The 21,134-nt window shown below is 41.5% G+C and carries 16 protein-coding genes and 1 pseudogene; 10 read left to right on the top strand and 7 right to left on the bottom strand.

Annotated features, from left to right (window positions below):
- Both RRG12_RS32325 and RRG12_RS32320 read right to left on the bottom strand, forming a co-directional pair.
- Positions 1-918 (bottom strand): annotated as a pseudogene (locus RRG12_RS32325) (ADP-ribosylglycohydrolase family protein); the annotation flags it as partial.
- A gap of 87 nt (positions 919-1,005) precedes the next feature.
- Positions 1,006-1,947 (bottom strand): ADP-ribosylglycohydrolase family protein, encoded by a 942-nt coding sequence (locus RRG12_RS32320; RefSeq protein ID WP_069072111.1) that lies wholly within the window; start codon positions 1,945-1,947, stop codon positions 1,006-1,008.
- Positions 1,948-2,341: 394 nt separating this feature from the next.
- On the opposite strand from RRG12_RS32320, the gene RRG12_RS32315 reads away from it, so the two are divergent.
- The 4 genes from RRG12_RS32315 (at position 2,342) to RRG12_RS32300 (ending at position 6,993) form a co-directional block, all read left to right on the top strand.
- Positions 2,342-2,881: a porin family protein gene (locus tag RRG12_RS32315; RefSeq protein WP_069072110.1), complete on the top strand. Its 540-nt coding sequence runs from the start codon at positions 2,342-2,344 to the stop codon at positions 2,879-2,881.
- Positions 2,882-3,121: 240 nt separating this feature from the next.
- Positions 3,122-5,038, top strand: coding sequence for a sulfite reductase, ferredoxin dependent (gene sir, locus RRG12_RS32310; RefSeq protein ID WP_420762002.1), 1,917 nt, complete (start codon positions 3,122-3,124; stop codon positions 5,036-5,038).
- Between the two features lie 88 nt (positions 5,039-5,126).
- Positions 5,127-5,855, top strand: coding sequence for a 16S rRNA (uracil(1498)-N(3))-methyltransferase (locus tag RRG12_RS32305; RefSeq protein WP_069072108.1), 729 nt, complete (start codon positions 5,127-5,129; stop codon positions 5,853-5,855).
- A gap of 64 nt (positions 5,856-5,919) precedes the next feature.
- Positions 5,920-6,993 carry a tetratricopeptide repeat protein gene (locus RRG12_RS32300; protein WP_420762001.1) on the top strand — a complete coding sequence of 358 codons (1,074 nt, stop codon included), beginning with the start codon at positions 5,920-5,922 and terminating at the stop codon, positions 6,991-6,993.
- Between the two features lie 148 nt (positions 6,994-7,141).
- On the opposite strand, the gene RRG12_RS32295 is transcribed toward RRG12_RS32300, so the two are convergent.
- Positions 7,142-7,666, bottom strand: coding sequence for a hypothetical protein (locus RRG12_RS32295; protein WP_420762000.1), 525 nt, complete (start codon positions 7,664-7,666; stop codon positions 7,142-7,144).
- Between the two features lie 504 nt (positions 7,667-8,170).
- On the opposite strand from RRG12_RS32295, the gene RRG12_RS32290 reads away from it, so the two are divergent.
- Complete coding sequence (locus RRG12_RS32290; RefSeq protein WP_420761999.1) at positions 8,171-8,806, top strand: esterase/lipase family protein; 636 nt, start codon at positions 8,171-8,173, stop codon at positions 8,804-8,806.
- Positions 8,807-8,861: 55 nt separating this feature from the next.
- Here RRG12_RS32290 and RRG12_RS32285 read toward each other — a convergent pair whose 3' ends face one another.
- The gene (locus RRG12_RS32285) at positions 8,862-9,293 is read right to left on the bottom strand and encodes a VOC family protein (protein WP_420761998.1); all 432 of its coding nucleotides are present in this window, start codon (positions 9,291-9,293) and stop codon (positions 8,862-8,864) included.
- Between the two features lie 521 nt (positions 9,294-9,814).
- Here RRG12_RS32285 and RRG12_RS32280 point away from each other — a divergent pair.
- The 3 genes from RRG12_RS32280 to RRG12_RS32270 all read left to right on the top strand — a co-directional run bounded on the left by RRG12_RS32280 (position 9,815) and on the right by RRG12_RS32270 (position 14,337).
- Positions 9,815-10,612 (top strand): TIGR00297 family protein, encoded by a 798-nt coding sequence (locus RRG12_RS32280; RefSeq protein WP_069072103.1) that lies wholly within the window; start codon positions 9,815-9,817, stop codon positions 10,610-10,612.
- 291 nt (positions 10,613-10,903) lie between these two features.
- The gene (locus RRG12_RS32275) at positions 10,904-11,686 is read left to right on the top strand and encodes a peptidylprolyl isomerase (protein WP_420761997.1); all 783 of its coding nucleotides are present in this window, start codon (positions 10,904-10,906) and stop codon (positions 11,684-11,686) included.
- Entirely contained in the window at positions 11,635-14,337 is a 2,703-nt protein-coding gene (locus RRG12_RS32270) for a type I secretion system permease/ATPase (protein WP_420761996.1), read from the top strand. The genes RRG12_RS32275 and RRG12_RS32270 overlap by 52 nt, the downstream gene beginning before the upstream one ends.
- Positions 14,338-14,692: 355 nt before the next feature.
- On the opposite strand, the gene RRG12_RS32265 is transcribed toward RRG12_RS32270, so the two are convergent.
- Positions 14,693-16,771: a protein kinase domain-containing protein gene (locus tag RRG12_RS32265; protein WP_420761995.1), complete on the bottom strand. Its 2,079-nt coding sequence runs from the start codon at positions 16,769-16,771 to the stop codon at positions 14,693-14,695.
- 540 nt (positions 16,772-17,311) lie between these two features.
- Here RRG12_RS32265 and RRG12_RS32260 point away from each other — a divergent pair.
- On the top strand, positions 17,312-18,484 hold the full coding sequence (locus RRG12_RS32260; RefSeq protein WP_420761994.1) for a pre-peptidase C-terminal domain-containing protein: 1,173 nt from the start codon (positions 17,312-17,314) through the stop codon (positions 18,482-18,484).
- Positions 18,485-18,699: 215 nt separating this feature from the next.
- Here RRG12_RS32260 and RRG12_RS32255 read toward each other — a convergent pair whose 3' ends face one another.
- A complete protein-coding gene (locus RRG12_RS32255) occupies positions 18,700-18,858 on the bottom strand; it encodes a hypothetical protein (RefSeq protein ID WP_420761993.1) in 159 nt (52 codons plus the stop codon).
- A 234-nt stretch (positions 18,859-19,092) separates the two neighbouring features.
- Here RRG12_RS32255 and RRG12_RS32250 point away from each other — a divergent pair, with 234 nt between their 5' ends.
- Entirely contained in the window at positions 19,093-20,352 is a 1,260-nt protein-coding gene (locus RRG12_RS32250; protein WP_420762005.1) for a glycoside hydrolase family 10 protein, read from the top strand.
- Between the two features lie 153 nt (positions 20,353-20,505).
- On the opposite strand, the gene RRG12_RS32245 is transcribed toward RRG12_RS32250, so the two are convergent.
- The gene (locus tag RRG12_RS32245) at positions 20,506-21,108 is read right to left on the bottom strand and encodes a hypothetical protein (protein ID WP_141699702.1); all 603 of its coding nucleotides are present in this window, start codon (positions 21,106-21,108) and stop codon (positions 20,506-20,508) included.
- Positions 21,109-21,134: the final 26 nt, after the last annotated feature.

Genomic DNA, 21,134 nt, shown 5'->3' with positions numbered 1-21,134 from the left:
CCGCTCTGCTAAGTAGTTAATGTCTAGTCTACGGTCAATATTATTCATCCATTGTTTGGGAATAGTTTCCACCCCCTATTAAATTCCCGCTAACCCACCGGTGACGTCGGCCGTAGTCTCTGTATCTCCGCCTATATTGACAGCTCTCATCCCCGCTTCCGAATAAGACGCGCTATTTAATAAACACCACAGGGACGATTCCAAAGTATCAATCACATAGCCCCCAGAATTAATCTCTTCAACTGGTAATTTGGCAATCTCACCACTGAAAACTCTGCCAAAATGCGGCTTCTCTAACAAAAATTCTCGGATGGAATATATCGTTTGGATATCTTGCAATCCTTGTAAATAAGCTGTTTGCGGGTCAGCCCCTTCTAAGAGTGCCACTGCAATACTAATATAAATGCCACAGGCCATTTGCGATCGCGCATGAGCATGAGTAATGGAAGAAACTTGATGCACCCGTGCAATCAATTCATCTAATGTTAAACTTTTGTGACAATAAGCCATCGGCAAGATTCTCATCAAAGAACCATTGCCATTACTATTTTCATTACTACCACCTGCTTTTAGGGGTGGAGTTCCTTGTTTCCAGTTGACAATTGCTAAAAATGTGGTGTTACCGATATCAAATACTTCGCCTTGAGCAGTCCAATAACTTTCGTGATACCAGCGCCAGAAAGAATTAGCAATCGCATCCAGTGAAAATCCCTCACAAAGACATTCTGCCAAACAAAAGGTCAGCGAACTGTCATCTGACCACGTACCAGCAGGAACATCCCAAGTTCCATAACCCAGCATTGATGTGACTGGAGATTTTACTCGTTCAGCGCGGCTGGTGAACTCCACTGGCACACCCAATGCATCACCAATACATAAACCCATCAAACCAGACAATGTTTTTGTATCGGTTAGCATTGTTCAACCAGTATGAAACTTTTCTACTACTGATTTTACTTGCGAAAAGGCGCTCATAAAACGCTTGGTATAATTTCTAATTCCAAACTAGCTGTAAACAGCCCTTGCAAAACGCTCTGCTAAGTAAATAATGTCTTGTCTACGAGCAATTTGATTCATCCATTGTTTGGGAATATTTTCCACCCCGTAATAAATTCCCGCTAACCCACCCGTGACAGCGGCGGTTGTATCGGTATCTCCGCCTAAATTGACAGCTTTCAACACCGCTTCCGAATAAGACGAGCTATTTAATAAACACCACAGGGACGATTCCAAAGTATCAATCACATAGCCCCCAGAATTAATCTCTTCAACTGGTAATTTGGCAATCTCACCACTGAAAACTCTGCCAAAATGCGGCTTCTCTAACAAAAATTCTCGGATGGAATATATCGTTTGGATATCTTGCAATCCTTGTAAATAAGCTGTTTGCGGGTCAGCCCCTTCTAAGAGTGCCACTGCAATACTAATATAAATGCCACAGGCCATTTGCGATCGCGCGTGAGCATGAGTAATCGCTGAAACATCATGCACCCGCGCCAGTAATTCGCCTAAAGTGAAGCTTCTGTGACAATAAGCCATTGGCAAGATTCTCATTAAAGAACCATTGCCATTACTATTTTCAACTTTACCGCCCGCCTGATGGGGAACCACTCCCTGCTTTAGGCGCATAATTGCTGTGTGGGTAGTTTGACCAATATCAAAGACATCGCCACGGGGAGTCCAGTAAGCCTCCTTGTACCAGCGCCAGAAGGAATTGGCTATAGCATCCAACGAATACCCTCTACAAAGGCATTCTGCCAAGCAAAAGCTTAAGGAACTATCATCTGACCAAGTTCCTGGTGGTTGATTCCATGTGCCATAACCAAGCATTGTTGTCACTGGAGATTTTACTCGTTCAGCACGGCTAGTAAACTCCACCGGCACACCCAACGCATCACCGACACATAAACCCATCAGACCAGACAACGTTTTTGCAGCGGTTAGCATTATTCAATCTCCACAAGAATTGCTCAAAATTAACTTTATAGATTCCCTCTATAGCTTGTTGCAACAGATGCTACAGCCTACTTTTTCATCATCTGTGAAAAGCTCGGCAAAAAAATGTTAACCGGATATTTTATTTGCCATGTCCCAACTTAGTTTTAGTTCCAAATATTGTGACAGTTTTAAAAGCGTCTATTTTGGACTAAATAACCAAGATGAAAAGACATTTAAATTTAATTATAACAACTCATTTATAAATTCCAGTATTAGTTACCCTGTAAGCCTTATGCATCAATAACAACAGTTATTTAAGAAAATTTGAGAATAATTTGGAACATTCTCGCATGATTTTCGACCTTGAATATATAAGTAAAAAATACAAAGTTTGGTGAAAATTATGAAACGCTTACTCAAGTCTTTCTTGACAATTTCTGCATTGTCTTCCTTAATAGTTGCTCCTTTTGTTCTATCAGCTGGTCAAGCTTCTGCTCAAACCAAAAAGGGTACTGATGCTAGTTATGTTGGTGCTGGTGTTGCAGCTGGCGTTACCAGTGGCGGACAAGGTATCAACGATGATGCCACATTTGGTGGTAATGTCACAGGTCGCTTGAAATTAGGAACTACCCCGTTTTCTGCACGCGGTAATGTCCTCTGGAGTGACCAGACGAGTGCCATTATTCCAGAACTTTCTGTGGATGTACCCATCGCTAATAGAACTAACGCCTATTTAACTGGTGGTTATTCTTTTGTAGAAAAAGATGGTTCAGCAACTCCTATAGGTAACAAAGATTCTGTAGTGGTAGGTGCTGGTGTTGAATCGGAAGTTGCTAACAATTTCCTCGTCTACACTAATGCCAAAGTCGGAATTGGTGCTTACCAAAATAGCGATGCTTCTGCTGTTAGCATTAATGGTGGTATTGGCTATCGCTTCAAATAAAAGATTATTGAGTCCTCAGTCAGTTTATACTTTACTTAGTACTCAGGACTCAGCACTAAAAAATCACTACTCCTCAAAAGCTGGTTTTGCTAAGTATTACATCACTGACAAAGCCAGCTTTTGCCGTGGTAAAATTAAAACATTCCTCATTATTCCGGCCGGATTACCGGGGATCAAGTAGCCGAAGGGTGCTGATTCGGCGTCTACTTAATGCTTTATTGAGAATACTATACAAGTCTAATGGTTAAATCTGCTCCTTCCCCCATCGCTAGCCGTAAACCTTCCAAAGTAGAAGGAATCAAGGAAAATAGTAATTTTTTGCGTGAACCTGTAGCAAGTGAAATTCTTCAAGACACTACCCATTTTACTGAAAATGCGGTACAGCTTTTGAAGTTTCACGGTTCTTACCAGCAGGATAACCGCGACAACCGCACCAAGGGACAGGAAAAAGATTACCAGTTTATGCTGCGGACAAAAAATCCGGGTGGTTTAGTACCGCCAGAGCTATATCTGGCTTTAGATAAAATAGCTGATGAGTATGGCAACCATACGTTACGAGCCACTACCCGTCAAGGTTTCCAACTGCACGGAATTTTAAAGAAGAATCTAAAGTCAGCAATTGCCACCATTGTCAATAATCTGGGTTCAACTTTAGGTGCTTGCGGCGACATTAATCGCAACGTGATGGCACCACCAGCCCCCTTTAAGAATCGCCCAGAGTATCAGTATGCTTGGGAGTATGCCCAAAATATTGCTGACTTGCTGTCACCACAAACGGGTGCTTATTACGAAATTTGGTTAGATGGGGAAAAGGCAATTAGTGCTGAAGAGAACCCAGAGGTAAAAGCAGCGCGACAACGCAATGGGAATGGCACAATTATCCATGACAACGAAGAACCGATTTATGGCACTCACTATATGCCCCGCAAGTTTAAAATTTGCGTAACAGTGCCAGGAGATAATTCGGTTGATTTGTATTCCCAAGACCTGACGTTGGTAGTGATTACCAATAAAAAGAAACAGTTAGAAGGATTTAATATTTTTGCTGGTGGTGGTTTAGGTAGAACCCACGGTAAAGAAGAAACTTTCGCTAGGTTAGCAGACCCCATCGGTTATGTGGCGAAGGATGACGTTTACGACATCGTGAAAGCGATTGTTGCTACCCAAAGAGATTATGGCGATCGCACTGACCGTCGTCATGCCAGACTAAAATATCTAATCAACGATTGGGGTGTAGAGAAATTCCGTACCCAAGTTGAAGAATATTTCGGTAAATCAATTGAAGCCTTCAAACCACTGCCAGAGTTTAAATTTTACGACTTCCTCGGCTGGAATGAACAAGGTGATGGCAAGCTATTCTTAGGAATTTCCATTGACAATGGTCGAGTCAAGGATGAAGGTTCGTTTCAACTGAAAACCGCCTTGCGGGAAATTGTCGAACAGTTCAACTTACCCATCCGCCTCACATCCAACCACAACCTGATTTTTTACGATATTGAACCAGATAGCAAGCAAGCTATTCAAGACATTCTCAGCCGTCACGGTGTCGGAGACGAACCCAATAAAACCGAACCTTTAGTGCGGTATGCAATGGCTTGTCCGGCTTTACCCACTTGCGGCTTGGCAATCACGGAATCAGAACGAGCAATACCAGGTATTTTGGAGCGGATTCGCGCTCTGTTAGATAAATTAGGTTTACAAAAAGAGCATTTTGTGGTAAGGATGACAGGATGCCCCAATGGGTGCGCTCGTCCCTACTTGGCTGAATTGGCCTTTGTCGGTAGCGCTCCAGAATCTTACCAATTATGGTTAGGGGGTTCGCCAAATCAGACTCGACTGGCACAACCTTACATAGAAAAACTGCACCATAATGACTTGGAAAGCTTCTTAGAGCCGATTTTTGTTTACTTTAAGAAATCTCGGAAATCTAAGGAAAGCTTCGGTGATTTTTGCGATCGCGTTGGTTTTGATGCCATCCGCGAATTTGCTAGCACTTACGAACCCCAAACAGCTAATGGTGCAAACAAATCGCGCCACCGAGTAAATTTGAAAGAAGAGGTTTATGGCAAGTTGAAAGAAGTAGCAGAAAGCCAAGGTAAGCCGATGACTCAGTTAGTGACTGAAGCGCTAGAAGCTTACTTCCAGAATCTTTCGTAAGCCGAATAAGTAATTAAAGGATAAATGGACACAGATGGACTTATCTGTGTCCATCTTTGACTTGATATTCTTGAAATTCCAAAATCCCATGTCTCAACTGCAAAGAATTGCGATCGCACCTTCTCAACTCCAACAAGGGCAAATTTTGCTCACAAAAGAACAGCAACATTATTTGGAGCGCGTGTTGCGCTTGCGTGAAGGCGATCGCTTTATTGCAATGGATGGTAAAGGAAAATCGTGGTTAGCGCAGCTAGCAGGGGAACAAGCACAGGTTTTAGAACCACTTTTAGTAGAAACTGAATTACCTGTATCGATTACGCTGATGGTGGCGTTGCCCAAAGGTAATGGATTTGATGAAGTGGTGAGGTGTTGTACAGAGTTGGGAGTAACTTGTATTGCACCAGTATTGAGCGATCGCACTTTACTTCATCCTAGTCCTCAAAAGCTTGAACGTTGGCGGCGCATCGCTGCGGAAGCCGCCGAGCAATCAGAGCGTTCTTTTGTGCCGACAATTTTAGAGCCTGTTACTTTTAACACGAGTTTGTCATTTGCAAATAGCCAGCAATATATCTGTGTAGCGCGTGGCGAGTTTCCCCACTTAAAAGATTGCTTACAGCACAAAGGACAAATGACAAATGACATAGGACAAGAAACAATTGTCATTGCTACTGGGCCAGAGGGAGGATGGACAACACCAGAAATTGAGAATGCGATCGCATCTGGATTTCAACCTGTTTCCCTTGGTCGCCGCATTTTGAGAGCAGTTACGGCCCCAGTAGTAGCATTATCCTTGATTACCGCAGCTTGTGAAGTATAAATGATGTATAGCTCACGCAAAAATAATTTTGCATGAGACATCACTCCACTGTTTATTTAAAGTGATGATTGAGCAAGTTGCGATCGCCTTTGAGCATAAAGATTATCAAACAGCTGCTAAATTACTCAAACAGCTGCTAGTAGAATCGCCAGAACATCCTTGGGTACAATATTATCTCGGCCGGCTGCATGAAGTATCTGGAAAGCGCCAGGATGCGGACAATGTTTATCGGCAACTGCTGCGAGATACAAGAAATACCAAAATAATAACCCTTGCACGCGAAGGTTTGCGACGACTACAAGAAATGGAGCTTGAAGAAAGACAAAGAGCCATTTCTCAAGCAAAATCTGAACCGAATAATACCGAACTTGGCGTATTAGTTTTAGAGCCTCTCAGTAACGAGATTAAAACAGAAGCATCTCTAAAATTTGCCCAGATTATGCAGCTAGACCCCTACACTGCACGGTTGATACTGCCAAGTCGTGGCTGGAGGTTGTACCGCACTGGCCAAGTAGGAGAGCTAAAATTTTACGGCAAACAGTTACAGCAAGCTGGTATTCCTTGCTTTTGGGCAACAATAGCTCAAATTAAGCAAATTCAAGTTTATCAAGTCAAATATTTTCAAGCATCTACCCCACAGGTTACAGTTGTTTGCCGTAACGAGGCAAATCAACTCGGTTCTCTCACTTTTGACTGGTCAGAAGTCACAGCAAGAGTAGTGGGACTGTTGCCCATTTTCGAGGAAGTAGTAGATCGAGATGTGCGCGGTAAACTGGAACGGAAAACTCAAACACAAGACTATGCCCAGTTTTGTGATTTACACATACCAGGTAGACATTGTATTCTCCGATTTGATGATAGCGGCTATGAATTTCAGGAAGGTTTAGAAATCATTCCTCAAGCTAGCCAAAATACAATCAGAATTAATTGGAATATTTTATCGAGTTGGATTGACCAGCAACTACCTAAAGTCAAAATTTGGTCAGATTTCACGTCCTTTGCGGATACAACATTAGATCAAACAGAAATGCTGAGTCATATCAAGTCTCACATTCATTTGTTGCGTAGAGAACAGACTAATTGGGACTCAGCTTTTCAGCTATATAGTGGACTGGTGTTACTTAAAAATACTAATTAGTTGTGCAAATAAACCAACCCTAAAAAATGCAGTTGTAGTGGAGAAAATTAAGCGATCGCTCCTAAATTGGAGAGTTCCCCATCTACAACTGGCAAAGTCATCTTAACCTTATAATCTATAGAGACCGTAAGCTTACGGTCTCTATCAATTATTTAGGTGTTTTAACCTGACGTGCCATCTCTAAATAAGCACTCATATTCGCCCCTGGACGCCGACGACCATTAGAGCTTGTAGTCGAAGGAGCAAGATATTTTGGCGCAAAGGTTGTTTCAGTTGGCTGCTCTTTGATTACTTTGGCTGCTGCGGCTTTTGCATTTTTGCCAGGTTCAACTTTAAGACCCTCAGCAGTCTGGACTAGTTGAACATCAGCTGGTTTGGGATTTTTAGCTGATTTTGCCTTACCGTTAGCTGCGGCAGTTTTTGTTCCGTTCAATGAATCTGGCTTGGATGGAGTTGGTGCTTCTGATGCAATTGTTGCCGTTACTTTCTTAGCGTTTGATGCAACTGTCTCTGCTACTTTCTTCGCGTTCGATGCTACCTCTTTAGCAGCATCTTTAGCAGCATCTTTGGCTTCGTCCAATTCTAAGAAGTAGCCGTTGCTTTTCTTCTTTCCTGGTAAAAGTCCGGTAATGAAACCTAGAATACCCGAAATTAACTTTTTGATAAAATCCACTACAATTACTCCTGCCTGTTATAGTTGGAACTCGACCGTAATTGTTAAAAATTACGACAAAATGTTACATTTTCTACTTTGCGTCACCCCGTTCTGGTGACAACCCTTATAGGTTTGTGCTTAATTAACATTGTAGTAAAACTACAGGGCAAATGTTCTATCGCAAGCATTTGCAACCTGTATGCATCGAGAACTAATTATTAAATTTTACTGTAACTAAGAGCAAGATTCTGAAAGCAAGCTTTATAAAAATTAACATTTATTTGTTTAGTAAATACTTCTTGAATTGGAACGAGCAGTTTACTCTCAACCAGTGGGAGGAGTGTCATAGCCTATTGGCAGATGGTGAGCTTAATTAGTTAAATTTTATACAAATTATTTTTGAGTGCATTTCAGTTTTGCAAAAATATCTTTTAAAGAATCCGAAAAGCAATAGCTTCAGTTTGTAGAGCAGTAGTACCTACAAAAGTGAAATACACCCCTTACTTCAACCAGATTTTGTAAATGAACACCGAAAATCAGCAGCGCAATCCCGTTTTGTTAATACATGGGATTGAAGATACAGAAGCAGTTTTCCATAAAATGAGGGCATACCTCATACAACGGGGTTGGTCTGTATATAGCCTGAATCTGCTTCCTAATAATGGTGATGTGGGTCTTGATGAATTGGCAAAGCAGGTAGCAGATTATATTACAGCTACCTTTGCAGCAGAACAACGCCTAGATTTAGTAGGCTTCAGCATGGGAGGAATTGTCAGCCGTTACTATGTACAGCGACTGGGAGGAATAAACCGCGTGCAGCGGTTTATCACCATCTCTTCACCCCATCATGGAACTGTCGTTGCTTATGGTTCCAGGCGTCCTGGTTGCCTACAAATGCGCCCCGACAGCATTTTTCTCAAGGATTTAAATTCTGATGCTGTAATATTGGGGCAGCTAGGTTTTACATCTATCTGGACACCTTATGATATGATGATTGTCCCAGCAAATAGTTCACAAATGTCCGTAGGAAGTGAAGTAATAGTACCAGTTGCTCTACACCCTTGGATGCTGACAGACACGAGAAGTTTAGCAGTAGTGCAAGCAGCTTTAACAGAAGGTATTAAGCTGCCCTTGCTGAAGAAAAAATCCAGTCAGTAGCTAGAAGAATCGCCACGCTGGATTTATTCATCTTTAATTACGAATTACGAATTTCTTAAGTCCTATCCCCAATTTGTGTATGTTCGTAACTCCCAAAAATCGCTTCTGGGTGACGATAATACTTGAACTCCATGAGGTTATAAAAGGGATCTTCTAAAAAGAAAGTGCGATGCTCAAGAGGAGAACCAACAAAGCGATTTTTGGTTTCTTCCCGAAAAAGTAGCTGTTGTTGTTGCGCCCTTTCGAGTAAGTCTTGCCAGTCACGTTCTTGGGTAAAAATTAGCCCAAAGTGTCTGGGATATATGGTATGTTGCGGTATCAAGGGTTCTTTGGTGACGTGAGCCACTAGTTGATGACCGTAGAGATTGAGAATCAAGGCATGGTGGTTTTCACGACCAGGAATGCAGCCCAAGCCATCTACATAATATGCTTTTGTCTGGGCAATGTTAGTTACAGGAAAAGCCAGATGGAATAAAGTTTGGCTCATAGCTTGTGTGGAAAAGATTTGTAGTTGATGCTATCTACAATCTATGCTGTTAAATCTTGATTGTGGTCAACTTGAACACAGTTATAATTCAATACAGTTCAGAATGAGCAACAAAACACTTGTAGAGACGGCGATTCATCGCGTCTTCAAAGAAAAATTATCTACACCAGTAATCTTAACTGAACCGTATTGGATTTAGGGGATCTAAAATTTTTGATACCGACAAGAGGACTTTTCAAACATCCTCTAAGCAATTTATAGGACTCATATTTGATTTCTGAAAAAACTCAGTACAACTAAGAAGCCTTCTTGACTGTAGCAAGATTGCCTATTGCCTATTGCCTATTGCCTATTGCCTATTGCCTACCTACGCAAATTAGTTCAGACATCAAAGCGGATTCCTATAGTTAATAATACAAATATATTACTTTAGCTGGAGAGGTTTCAGAAATTAAGCACGAAGTATGACAAATTCGTTATTCTGTTGATATTCAGACAAAATTACTCATGATTAATTGCTGATGTCATCCTTAATTGATTCTGTTAATCCCTGGTTAGTAGCAGTTGTATTAAACACAATTTTATTGGGTGTAGCTTGGATTGCTCCGAAAAAGTTACTTACCCCTGCTGGATTATTCCATGCCTGGTTCCTGGCTATCTTAATTTGGGTAACTCTAGGCTGGCAAGGATATGCAGTAGTAATGTTCTATTTTCTGGTTGGTTCTGGCGTTACCCGCATTGGTATGGCGCAGAAGGAGGCAGAAGGAATTGCCGAAAAGCGTTCTGGGGCAAGAGGCCCAGAAAATGTTTGGGGTTCGGCTTTGACTGGGGCGCTGTGTGCCTTGGGAGTAGGAATAATAAATTCGGGATTCCTTGTACCTACTTCGCAGTCCCTAATCCCTAATCCCCAGTCCTTATTATTATTAGGCTATGTAGCGAGTTTCAGTACCAAGCTGGCTGACACCACCGCCAGCGAAGTTGGTAAAGCTTATGGTAAAAGTACCTTTTTGATTACCACACTCCAACCAGTGCCACGAGGTACAGAAGGAGCGATAAGCTTGGAAGGAACTCTAGCTGGGATTGTCGCTTCTGTAGCGATCGCATTTATTGGTTGGGGAGTTGGTTTAATTGATCTATTAGGAGTCGTTTGGTGTGTACTGGCAGCATTTATTGCCACTAACTTAGAAAGTGTAATCGGGGCAACACTGCAATCTAAGTATAATTGGCTGACTAATGAAGTAGTAAATATTTTTAATACATTAATCGGTGCGATCGCGGCTATGCTACTTGCTTGGACATGGATAAGTTTCATTAAGTAGACCAGCTAGAATAAACAATTACTCGTTTAGGTGGGGCATTGGCCATTGGGAGAAAATCAGTAATCTACCTTACTACTGCCCTACCATTAAAATTTTCAATCCTGTTTTGTCCCCGCTAGACTGTAAAAGTGATCGTGGGAAATTATATTATTTGCTAGCTATATAATTTTTTGACCATCCAGATGTAATTAGTTCATGGAATCTTTATCATATTTATCAATCAACAACCAGATGATTTCTATATGATTTAAAAGTCCTATAAGTGTTTAACCATTTTCACATAATTAGTTCATGGAATCTTTATCATTTTTGACAATTAATGACCAAATAATTTCTATTGAGGAAGCAGTAAAGTACCTGCAAGCCTCTGGAAAATTGGGACAGTTCATTGGGGATATTCTCCGCCAGTACGTGATTGAGGAAGAAATCCGAACACGAGACGATCTTGAAATTGGCACGGCAATAACTGAACAGTCAATTATTGACTTTAGGCTGAAAAATCAACTGACTGATCCCCAAAGTTTTCAAGAATGGTTACAGACCAACAACACAGATTACGCTACCTTTCACACATCAGTCACTTTTGGTTACAAGTTGGAAAAGCTGAAAGCTGTAGTGACGGAAACAAAACTCCAAGAATATTTTATTGAGCGCAAGATTTTTTTGGATCGGGTAGTACTTTCTCGGATTGTTGTTGATAATCGAGAATTGGCAGACGAACTACACACGCAAATTGAAGAAGGAGGTAGTTTTGAGCAACTAGCTAAAGAGTATTCACTTTCAGATGACCGAATTGTGAACGGCATGATGGGAATAGTCAGCCGAGGAAGTATGCCAGATATATTACGGGCAGCTATTGATGTGGCAAGTCCTGGACAATTAGTAGGACCAATAGAAATCGTTGGCAAAGACTCTCCCCAAGGAGAAGGACCTTATGGTTTGTTTCGAGTAGAACAATTTCTGCCAGCGTCTTTAGAAGATACTCAACTAAAGCAAGCACTACAAAATGAGTTATTTGAAAAATGGCTAGCAGAGAAAATTCAAAAACTGACAGTCAAGTTACAAGTGAGTTAAAAACTCTGGATAATGAATCTTTACGATTAAAAGTGCTAGCTTCTTTGCTTTGGAATCAGCCACCACTATGCTGGCTGACTCCAGAACAACAGTCCCAATTAGAAAATGAGTGCCAAACCCGTCAATATCGTCTTGGAGAAAAAATCTGGTCAAACGATGTCGGTGGTTATCAATTTTTAATTGTGGCTGGAAAAGTCCGCTTGCGAGAAGAGGGCGTTGGCAAACCAATAGCCGCCCTAGATGCGGGGGATTGGTTTGGTGACTTACAAAAGTTGTCTGCGGATTTTAAAGCTGTAGCTGCCAGTAAAGAAGTGGTAGTAGTTTATTGGGATACTGCGCTGTGGACAGAATTTTCTAACCCCCAAATTCAGGAGTTCTGGCAAGTGTTACCAGTGAATATGGAGGGAGAAAGGGAGACATTTTCCTTCTCTTCCACTCCTTCACTAGCGCCAGCCTCAGAAGGGACTTCCAGTCCCCACAGCCTCCAACCCCAAAGAGGACTCCCAGGTGCCAATTTAATCGTCTCAAATTATCCGTTTGTTGCCAGTTGGAACACCGCTGCTGCTTGTTTAACAATGGTGGCGCAACAGTTAGAAAATTCTGTGCAACTGGAATGGGTGCAGCGTCAACTCAGAGGACAACGCCCAAAACAGGTTGTGGAAGCAGGAGAAAAATTAGGGTTAGTTTTGCGGCGGTTACAAGTGAGTTGGGGTGAGTTGCGACAGTTGTCATTTCCAGCTTTATTACTGTGGAATTCTGACTCACCCCAGAGTCCATCCTGGGTGGTAGCTTATGGAGTGAAAGGCGATCGCTTAATTATCGCTAATCCTTTAAATCCCGAACGGACTTGTGAAACTTTGCCGCAGTCCATAGTTGAGGCATCTTGGGATGGACAATTGTGGCAAGTAGAACTCATCTCTAAGCAAGAAACATTTAACCTGAGTTGGTTCACCCCAGCAGTTTGGAAGTATAAGGGATTGCTAACAGAAGTATTGTTAGCATCTTTTACCTTGCAGCTTTTGGGGTTAACAACACCGCTAATTACACAAGTTGTCATTGATAAAGTGATGGTGCAAGGGAGTTTGCCGACTCTCGATGTTATGGCGATCGCACTTTTATGCGTAGCCATATTTGAGTCCATACTTGGCATTCTCCGCCTATTCATCTTTACCCATACAGCTCGTCGTCTGGATTTGAGTTTATCAGCGCAGCTATTTCGCCATCTGATGCGTCTGCCATTAGCTTATTTTGAGTCGCGGCGCGTTGGAGATACAGTAGCACGAGTCCAAGAACTCGAACAAATTCGTCAGTTTCTCACAGGTACAGCATTAACTGTAATTCTAGATAGCATCTTTGCTGTGGTATACCTGGCATTGATGTTTTACTATAACGTCCCACTAACCTTTGTAGCTTTAGCAGTACTGCCGCTATTTGCCACATTAACTATAGTTGCAACACCAATTCTGCGTAACTGGCTAAACGAAACTTTCAACCGTTCTGCCGATAGTCAATCGTTTCTAGTAGAGACAATCACCGGAATTCACTCCGTTAAAGCCCATGCAGCAGAACCAGTAGCCCGCGATCGCTGGGAAGGCTTATTTGCTCGCTTCATTCGCACAGGTTTTAAAGCCTCTACCACCTCCAATATCAGCAGCAATATTGGTGACTTTCTCACTAATTTGTCCACCATGCTGATTCTCTGGTTTGGAGCCAAATTAGTCATTGAACAAAAGCTCACAATCGGACAGCTAGTTGCATTTCAAATGCTGTCTGGTAGAGTCACAGGCCCACTTTTGCGCTTAGTACAGTTGTGGCAAAACCTTCAACAAGTGCTACTTTCTGTAGATCGCATTGGTGATATTCTCAACGTCTCCCCAGAAGCAGAACTGGGAACTGGTCTAGTTTTACCACCCCTGAAAGGACAAGTCACCTTTGAGCAAGTATTTTTCCGCTATCGGCCAAACTTTGAAGCCATTCTGCGGGGAATCTCTTTCAATGCCGAACCAGGGCAATTTGTCGGTATTGTCGGACGTAGCGGTTCTGGGAAAAGTACTCTATCTAAACTATTGCAACGCCTCTATCAAATTGAATCAGGACGCATCCTTATTGATGGTTTTGATATAAAAAGTGCCGATTTAGCCTCACTGCGGCAACAAGTTAGTGTAGTTCTTCAAGAAGACTTTTTATTCAACGGTTCCATTTTAGAAAATATTACTCTCGGTAGTCCTGACATTACCGCAGAGCAAGTAGTAGAGGCGGCAAGACTAGCAGTAGCACACGACTTCATCAGTCAATTACCATACGGTTACGAAACAAACGTGGGTGAACGCGGTACAGCTTTATCTGGTGGACAGAGACAACGTATTGCCTTAGCAAGGTTATTTCTTTCCCAAGCACCGATTTTGGTTTTGGATGAAGCTACCAGCGCTTTGGATAGTGAAACTGAACAACAAGTACTACAAAACCTGCAAAAAATTTCCGCTAATCGTACCGTGTTTCTGATTGCTCACCGCTTTGCTCCCCTCAAACGTGCTGATTTGATTTTGGTATTAGAGCAAGGTGTGATTGCCGAGCGTGGTACTCACGCACAGTTGTTGCAACAAAAGGGTTTGTACTGGTCACTATATCAACGTCAGCAAGCAAATATCTAGCATGAACTAGCTCAAAACTTGTGGTTAGTACAGCACAGACAAGTAGGGGCAATTCATGAATTGCCCCTACTTGAGCAACTTGTTAAAAGTAGGTAATACCAATTTGAAAAAAGAATGCGACAAATAGACCATTTGTAGAGACGCGATTCATCGCGTCTTTACCCAATGATGTGTTGCAATCATTAATTGAATGGGTATAAAATCTTGATCACGTAAAGAATATTATCATAAAACAGTCCTCGCTAATATCATCTCTTGAAGCTACGATTTAGCTGAGGTTTTAGCCAAACTAAATATTATGGGATGGAATGCGAAAAAGTGGACACCTATCTCGAATCTTGGCTATCAGCACTTTTTAATTAATCATCTGCCAAATCTTGAGAATGTTTTCACCACTCCCACCACCAGCAATAGTTTGTCCATCTGGGCTAATGGCAACAGCATAAATATATCCAGAACCCGTCTCTAAAGTGCGGATTTCCTTTCCTGTGACTGGATTCCAAAATTTGATTGTCTTGTCACTACTGCCACTGATAAGGGTGACACCATCTGAACTTTTGCTTGGCAAAAAAGCAACAGAATTAACCTTATCATTATGTCCCTTTAAAGTGTGGATTAACTTTCCGGTCTTCACATTCCACAATTTGATTGTCTTATCTCTACTGCCACTGGCAAGGGTGACGCCATCGGGAGCAAAAGCGACTGAAAGAATTGACTCTGCATTGCCTTCTAAGGTGCGGATTAACTTTCCTGTCTCCACATTCCACAATTTAATTGTCTTGTCCCAACTACCACTAGCGAGGGTTTTGCCATCAGGACTGAAAACTACAGATGGAACACCATTGATATGTCCTTCTAAGGTGCGAATTAACTTTCCTGTCTCTAGATTCCATAATTTGATTTTCATGTCCTTACTAGCACTGCCACTAGCAAGGGTTTTGCCATCAGGACTAAAAGCTACGGAAGTAATTCCGTCGCTATGTCCCTCCAAAGTTCTGATTAACTTTCCTGTCTCCAAATTCCACAGTTTGATTTTCATGTCCGCACTACCACTGGCGAGGGTCTTGCTATCAGGACTGAAGCCTATAGTCCAAATCCAATTGGAATGTCCTTTTAGGGTGCGGATTTCCTGTCCACTTGCCAGATTCCATAGCTTGATTGTCTTATCATCACTGGCACTACCCAGGGTTGTACCATCAGAACTGAAAGCTACGGAATTCACATCGCTGTAATGCCCCTTGAGGGGTTTGGGTAGAAAATAATTCTCCGAGACACTTTTGCTTTTTTGAGACTGAATCGGCTCAGAAATAGGTTCAGGAATAGGCTCAGAATATTCGCTTATTGTATGGGGGCGATTCTGGAAATACCAAACTCCCCCTAATCCCAACGCTAAAATGCTAGAACCTAACAGCAGTTGACTTTTCAGCTTGACATTTGTTTTTGATGAAACGGGCCCTTTGTTTGCTGCGGTGGCTGTAAATGTTGGTGTAAGTATAGTTGGGGGAACTGATGACAATAGTGATAGCTGAGATGTCAAGTCAGTTATGACTTCATCTGCTGATTGGTAACGGTTTTGGATTTCTAGTTGCAACAGCTTATCCAAAACTTCACCCAAATCCATAGATATAAAAACCTCATTCCTACCTGGGTTGGTCAAATATTGCCGCCAAGACCCAACCCAACCATAACCTTGCTTTATCCACAGTTGAGATGGGCGAACCCCAGTTAGTAGATGAAAACAAGTCGCCCCCAAACTGAATAAATCACTGGCTGGATAAGCTTTTCCATCTTGCATCTGCTCAAGTGCAGTGTAACCGTGTGAGCCAATAACAGTGCCCATTTTAGTTTGTACTGTTGCCGTCAGTACTTTGGAAGCCCCAAAATCAATTAGCACTAATCGCCCATCACTTTGACGGCGAATAATATTCTGTGGCTTGATATCCCGGTGAATCACTCCCCGCTGATGGATAAATTTCAGTACCGGCAGTAAATCTAGCAAAAGTTGACGAATCTCTGTTTCGTTATAGGTTCCCCGCGTTTCACATTCTTTGAGCAAGTTTTGTCCATCGATAAATTGCTGCACCAAAAATAGATAGTTATTTTGCTCAAAATAAGCCAATAAAGTTGGAATTTGCGGGTGTTCTGCCAGTTCTTGAAGTCGACTAGCTTCTTGTTTAAATAGTTCAACGGCCTTTGTTAATGGCCCAGTTCCCTGAAGTTTTGGTGCGAATTGTTTAACAACACAGCATTCATTGAGTTTGTGTACATCTTTCGCCAGATAGGTTCTACCAAATCCGCCTTCGTCTGACAAAACCTGAGTAGGTCGATAGCGACCTCCCAATAAGGGTATCAATTCCGCTTTACAACTGTGGCAATAGTTGTTTTTGTCAGGATTTAGGGGTTTTTGGCAATCGGGATTCACACAACAGAGCATACTGGGAATCCATTTCAATTGGAGTATATATTCATTTTAAGTCATGCAGTATAATCTCTCTTGTTAGTAAATATCACTTAGACACCATACAAATCCCCAATTTCCTTACCTCATCAGGTATTGAACAATTTAAATAACTTGGAGAAAGTTGTGCTTGAGCGATGCCTTTTGACGAATTGATGGGCGTCTAATTTATTTGTGCTTGAAATTTATTAATCCGGCAGCATCCGGCTCAGTTTTGCACAAATATCTGAGCAAAATTCCGAAAAACAGCAATTTCAGGTTGTAGGTCAGTAGATACGTACAAAATTGAGATTTACTCTAGAAGTTTCAATTGAATATATAGTTTTTCTGGCTTAATGGTGACAAAAATTTGGGCTGCATGGTAGGGTGCACATTAAATTGGTGACGGGCAAAGGCTAAATTTTAGTTTAGTCTTCAACATAAGTTAGTTTTATTTGCTGGAAAGAAACAGGAAATGAAAAATTAAATAATTCCATCGCTTAAAAACAAAAAATCAGCAAAATTAGGAGCATAATTATGCTATTAGGAAACCACAAGTATGGTCGCAAATTAAGCCGCATTTTTATTTGTTGCTTGAGTAGTAGTTTTTTGGTCACGAGTAATCTGCTGCCTATCAATGCTTTGGGAAGACCGCAAAATTATCAAGACTTTCTAATTGCTAAATCACCAGATGAGAGACAACCAGAAGCAGTAACGAAAGGAATTGAGCAAATTCCTGCTTCTCAAGCGTCAATATCTCCAAGACCGAAGACATCTGTTGAGTCACCAGTAAAGCAGTCTCCTCGTGTATCGTCTCAGCCAGCAAATTCACAGCCAACATCTAGTAGTTCCAGTGCGAACTCAGGGAGACGTCGCCAAGCTAGTTCCAATTCAGGGACACGTCGTCAAGCTAGTTCTAACTCAGGGACACGTCGTCAGGCTAGTTCTAACTCAGGGACACGTCGTCAGGCTAGTGCCAACCGTCCACCAGTTTCTCAACCCGCGACACCTACTTACAAGGAAATAAACTTTGTAGATGTGGCATTGGGTATTCTAAGTAAGGATGACTTTCAATCTCAAGGTAGATATTTTCATTTCTATGAGTTTGAGGGCAGAGAAAATCAATTAGTCCAAATTCGGCTGATTGGTAGTAATGACACACGCAGAACAAATAACTTGAGTTTAAATCCTTTGTTGTTTTTGCACGATCCTGATAATAATATCATCGTCAAAAAAGGCACTTTGGATAAAAATAGTGGTGGCGATGATGCATTCATTTTTGCACGATTACCTGTTACTGGCACTTATAAGATTGCAGTTACTAGCCGAGATGCCGGTGAGATAGGTCGCTATAGTCTGGCTCTGAGGAATGATAGAGCTAGTTATACTTTAGATGAAGCAGGTCAATTAACTGCTAAAAGCTCAACCCTGAAACAAAATGGCGGCGCTTATAATATTTCCAATTTTCAAGGGAGAAAAAATCAGCTTGTTAGTATTCGGGTAGATAGTGTTGATGAAGAATTTTCTCCTTATATAGCTTTGCTAAATTCTCAAGGACAGACGATCGCTATCGATAAAGACAAAGACAAAAATGGTGTGTACACTGGTTTAATTGACCGAGCTAGGTTGCCTGAAGATGATACGTACTATATAGTTGTTACTTCTAAGAATCCACAGGAACGCGGTAGATACAGATTGACTATTTTCTAAGCTCGACTTTATCCAATTACGCGGCATAAACGGCAATGTGCCGCAAACGTTCAAACAAAAGGCGAGGTACTTTTACCATCGTTTATCTCGTTTCCATGCAGAGGGAATGAGTTATGAGGGGCTACTGTCTCTACTCAGACATTGAGTCTCTGACTCAATGAATGGATTCCCAGTCGGAGACTGGGAACGAGGAAAGTCTTATAGATTTAGAGTTTTTAGGACGTAGACTGGGAACGAGGAAAGTCTTGAGATTTAGAGTTATTAGCGATCGCAGGATTCGTCGCATCATAGAGATTAACAAAAAAATGTCTTGTCGGCTTCAAGTAGTTTTCTATCACCTCTGATGCCAAAGCTTTGAAAATGATTGTTCCCATTCTAAAATTGTAATCAGAGTCAGAACTTTCGCAGTGCGATCGCTCGTATTATAATTGACAATCACTAGCTGATAGCTGGGATTGGCAAGGGCAAGATTGACGCTCCCCAGTTTCTAATCCTTGTTTCATGTTTTCTGGTGTATGCACTTCATGACGATTGTTTTAGCGCTTACAATCGAAACGATCGCTATTTATGCTGATCGTTCATAATTTGATGATGTCTGTAACCAAATGATGAAAAGGTTTATAAAGTGGTGTGTTGAGTTTCCTTCTTGGTGGAATATTCGCCAAAGCAGAAAGTCGGGGTTATTTGTCGTTATGCTTACCTTGAGCGTGGTAGCTACGGTAATGCTATCGTTCCCTTTGAACGCTCAAATTAATCTGCCGCCAACGCCCACATCCGAGTTAAGGGGGGTGTGGTTAACAAATATTGATAGTGATGTGTTATTTGAGCGCGATCGCCTCAAGGGATCTTTGCAACGCCTTGACGAACTCAATTTTAACACCATATATCCAGCAGTTTGGAATTGGGGATATACATTGTATCCTAGCAAAGTTGCCCAAAAAGTTATCGGGCGATCGCTCGATCCCACACCCGGACTCCAAGGGCGAGATATCCTCAAAGAAATTGTTGATGTAGGACATCAAAAAGGGTTAACAGTGATTCCCTGGTTTGAATTTGGCTTCATGGCACCAGCAGATTCTCTATTAGCTAAAAATCGTCCTCAATGGCTCACCAGTAAGAGTGACGGGACGCGGATTATCAAAGAAGGCATACATAATCGCGTTTGGTTAAATCCCTTTCGCCCAGAAGTACAACAATTTATTCAAGATTTAATCGTTGAAATTGTCAGAAACTACAATATCGATGGCATTCAATTTGATGACCATTTTGGCTTACCATCAGAATTAGGATACGATGCCTACACAGTGGCGCTTTACAAAAAAGAACACCGTGGTAAAGCTCCCTCCAAAAACTCTAAAGATCCAGAATGGGTGCGCTGGAGAGCGAACAAAATCACCGACTTTATGAAACGGGTATTTACAGCTATTAAAGCTACTAAAAAAAATTGCCTGGTTTCCGTTGCTCCTAATCCTCAACGTTTTTCCTACGAATACTTTTTAGCAGACTGGCAAAAGTGGGAACGGATGGGAATTGTTGAAGATTTGGTTTTGCAAATCTATCGTGATGATTTAAATGTTTTTGTTAAGGAATTAGAATACCCAGAAGTGAAAGCCGCCAAGAGCCATATTCCGGTGAGTATTGGCATTTTAGCTGGGTTGAAAAATCGGTCTGTACCGATGCAGCAGATTCAGACTCAAGTGCAAAAAGCACGCGATCGCAATTTTGCTGGAGTCTCCTTCTTTTTCTATGAAACCCTCTGGAACATGAGCAAAGAAAAGCCTCAAGAGCGTCAAACTGGCTTCCAGAAAATTTTCCCTACACCAACGGCTTACCCGAATCTGCTAGCAGGTTGGAAACCTTTCAGTTAATTTTCCTCACAAGCTGTCGGTGAACACATCACTTAATTTTAAGTCAAGCTTCACCGACAATCACTTAAGAATCTGTCTTGGAAGGTACTAAACTTTTTTACTAAAAAAGCAACTAGTTGGAAAATACCTGTGTTGTTTCATTTGCAGAGTTAGTTAAATTGGTAATACTTGCGTTGTGTTGGGAGGGCATTTTGCTACACTGTTTATATATTCTGGTTGAGAGGTTACACGCCCATAACTTTCTTTGTTTCGACAGACAATACTTATCATTTTAAGTTGCTTGTCCCCATTCATGCGAACAGCAAAGACCGCTCCAACATACCACCTAATTTCAAAGCCAAACATACCACCGCAGTCGTCTTGAACGGCATAGCTATAAACAGTATCAAGAGTTGTCTGAGAGAAAACTTTAGTATCTGTTTCAGTATAGTACCGATAACATCTTTGTGTTCCAAAAATTGGTGGGAACGAGCCATAGTGAGTTGCTGGTTCGTCAGGAGGTTTAAAAAAGGTTTTGTGCTTTAAGAAGTAGTTATTTTGAGTCTGTACTTTAGATATAATATTTTTTTCTGCTTCTTTCTCCAGTCTTGATATTTGTTTTTCCTGCGCCTCATATTCATTTTCCTTCTCACACCCACCAATAAGGAAAATTAGCATAATAATGCTAAAAAATAATAATTTTAGAGAAAGATATATAAATTGATTACTAGAATTACAAATCGGATTTAATTTTTCTAAGTATCGTATGTGCTTCACTCCTAACTCCTTTACAGACGCGATTA

This window comes from Nostoc sp. CALU 546 (assembly GCF_048836525.1).
This window is presented reverse-complemented; position numbering and strand designations above follow the sequence as displayed.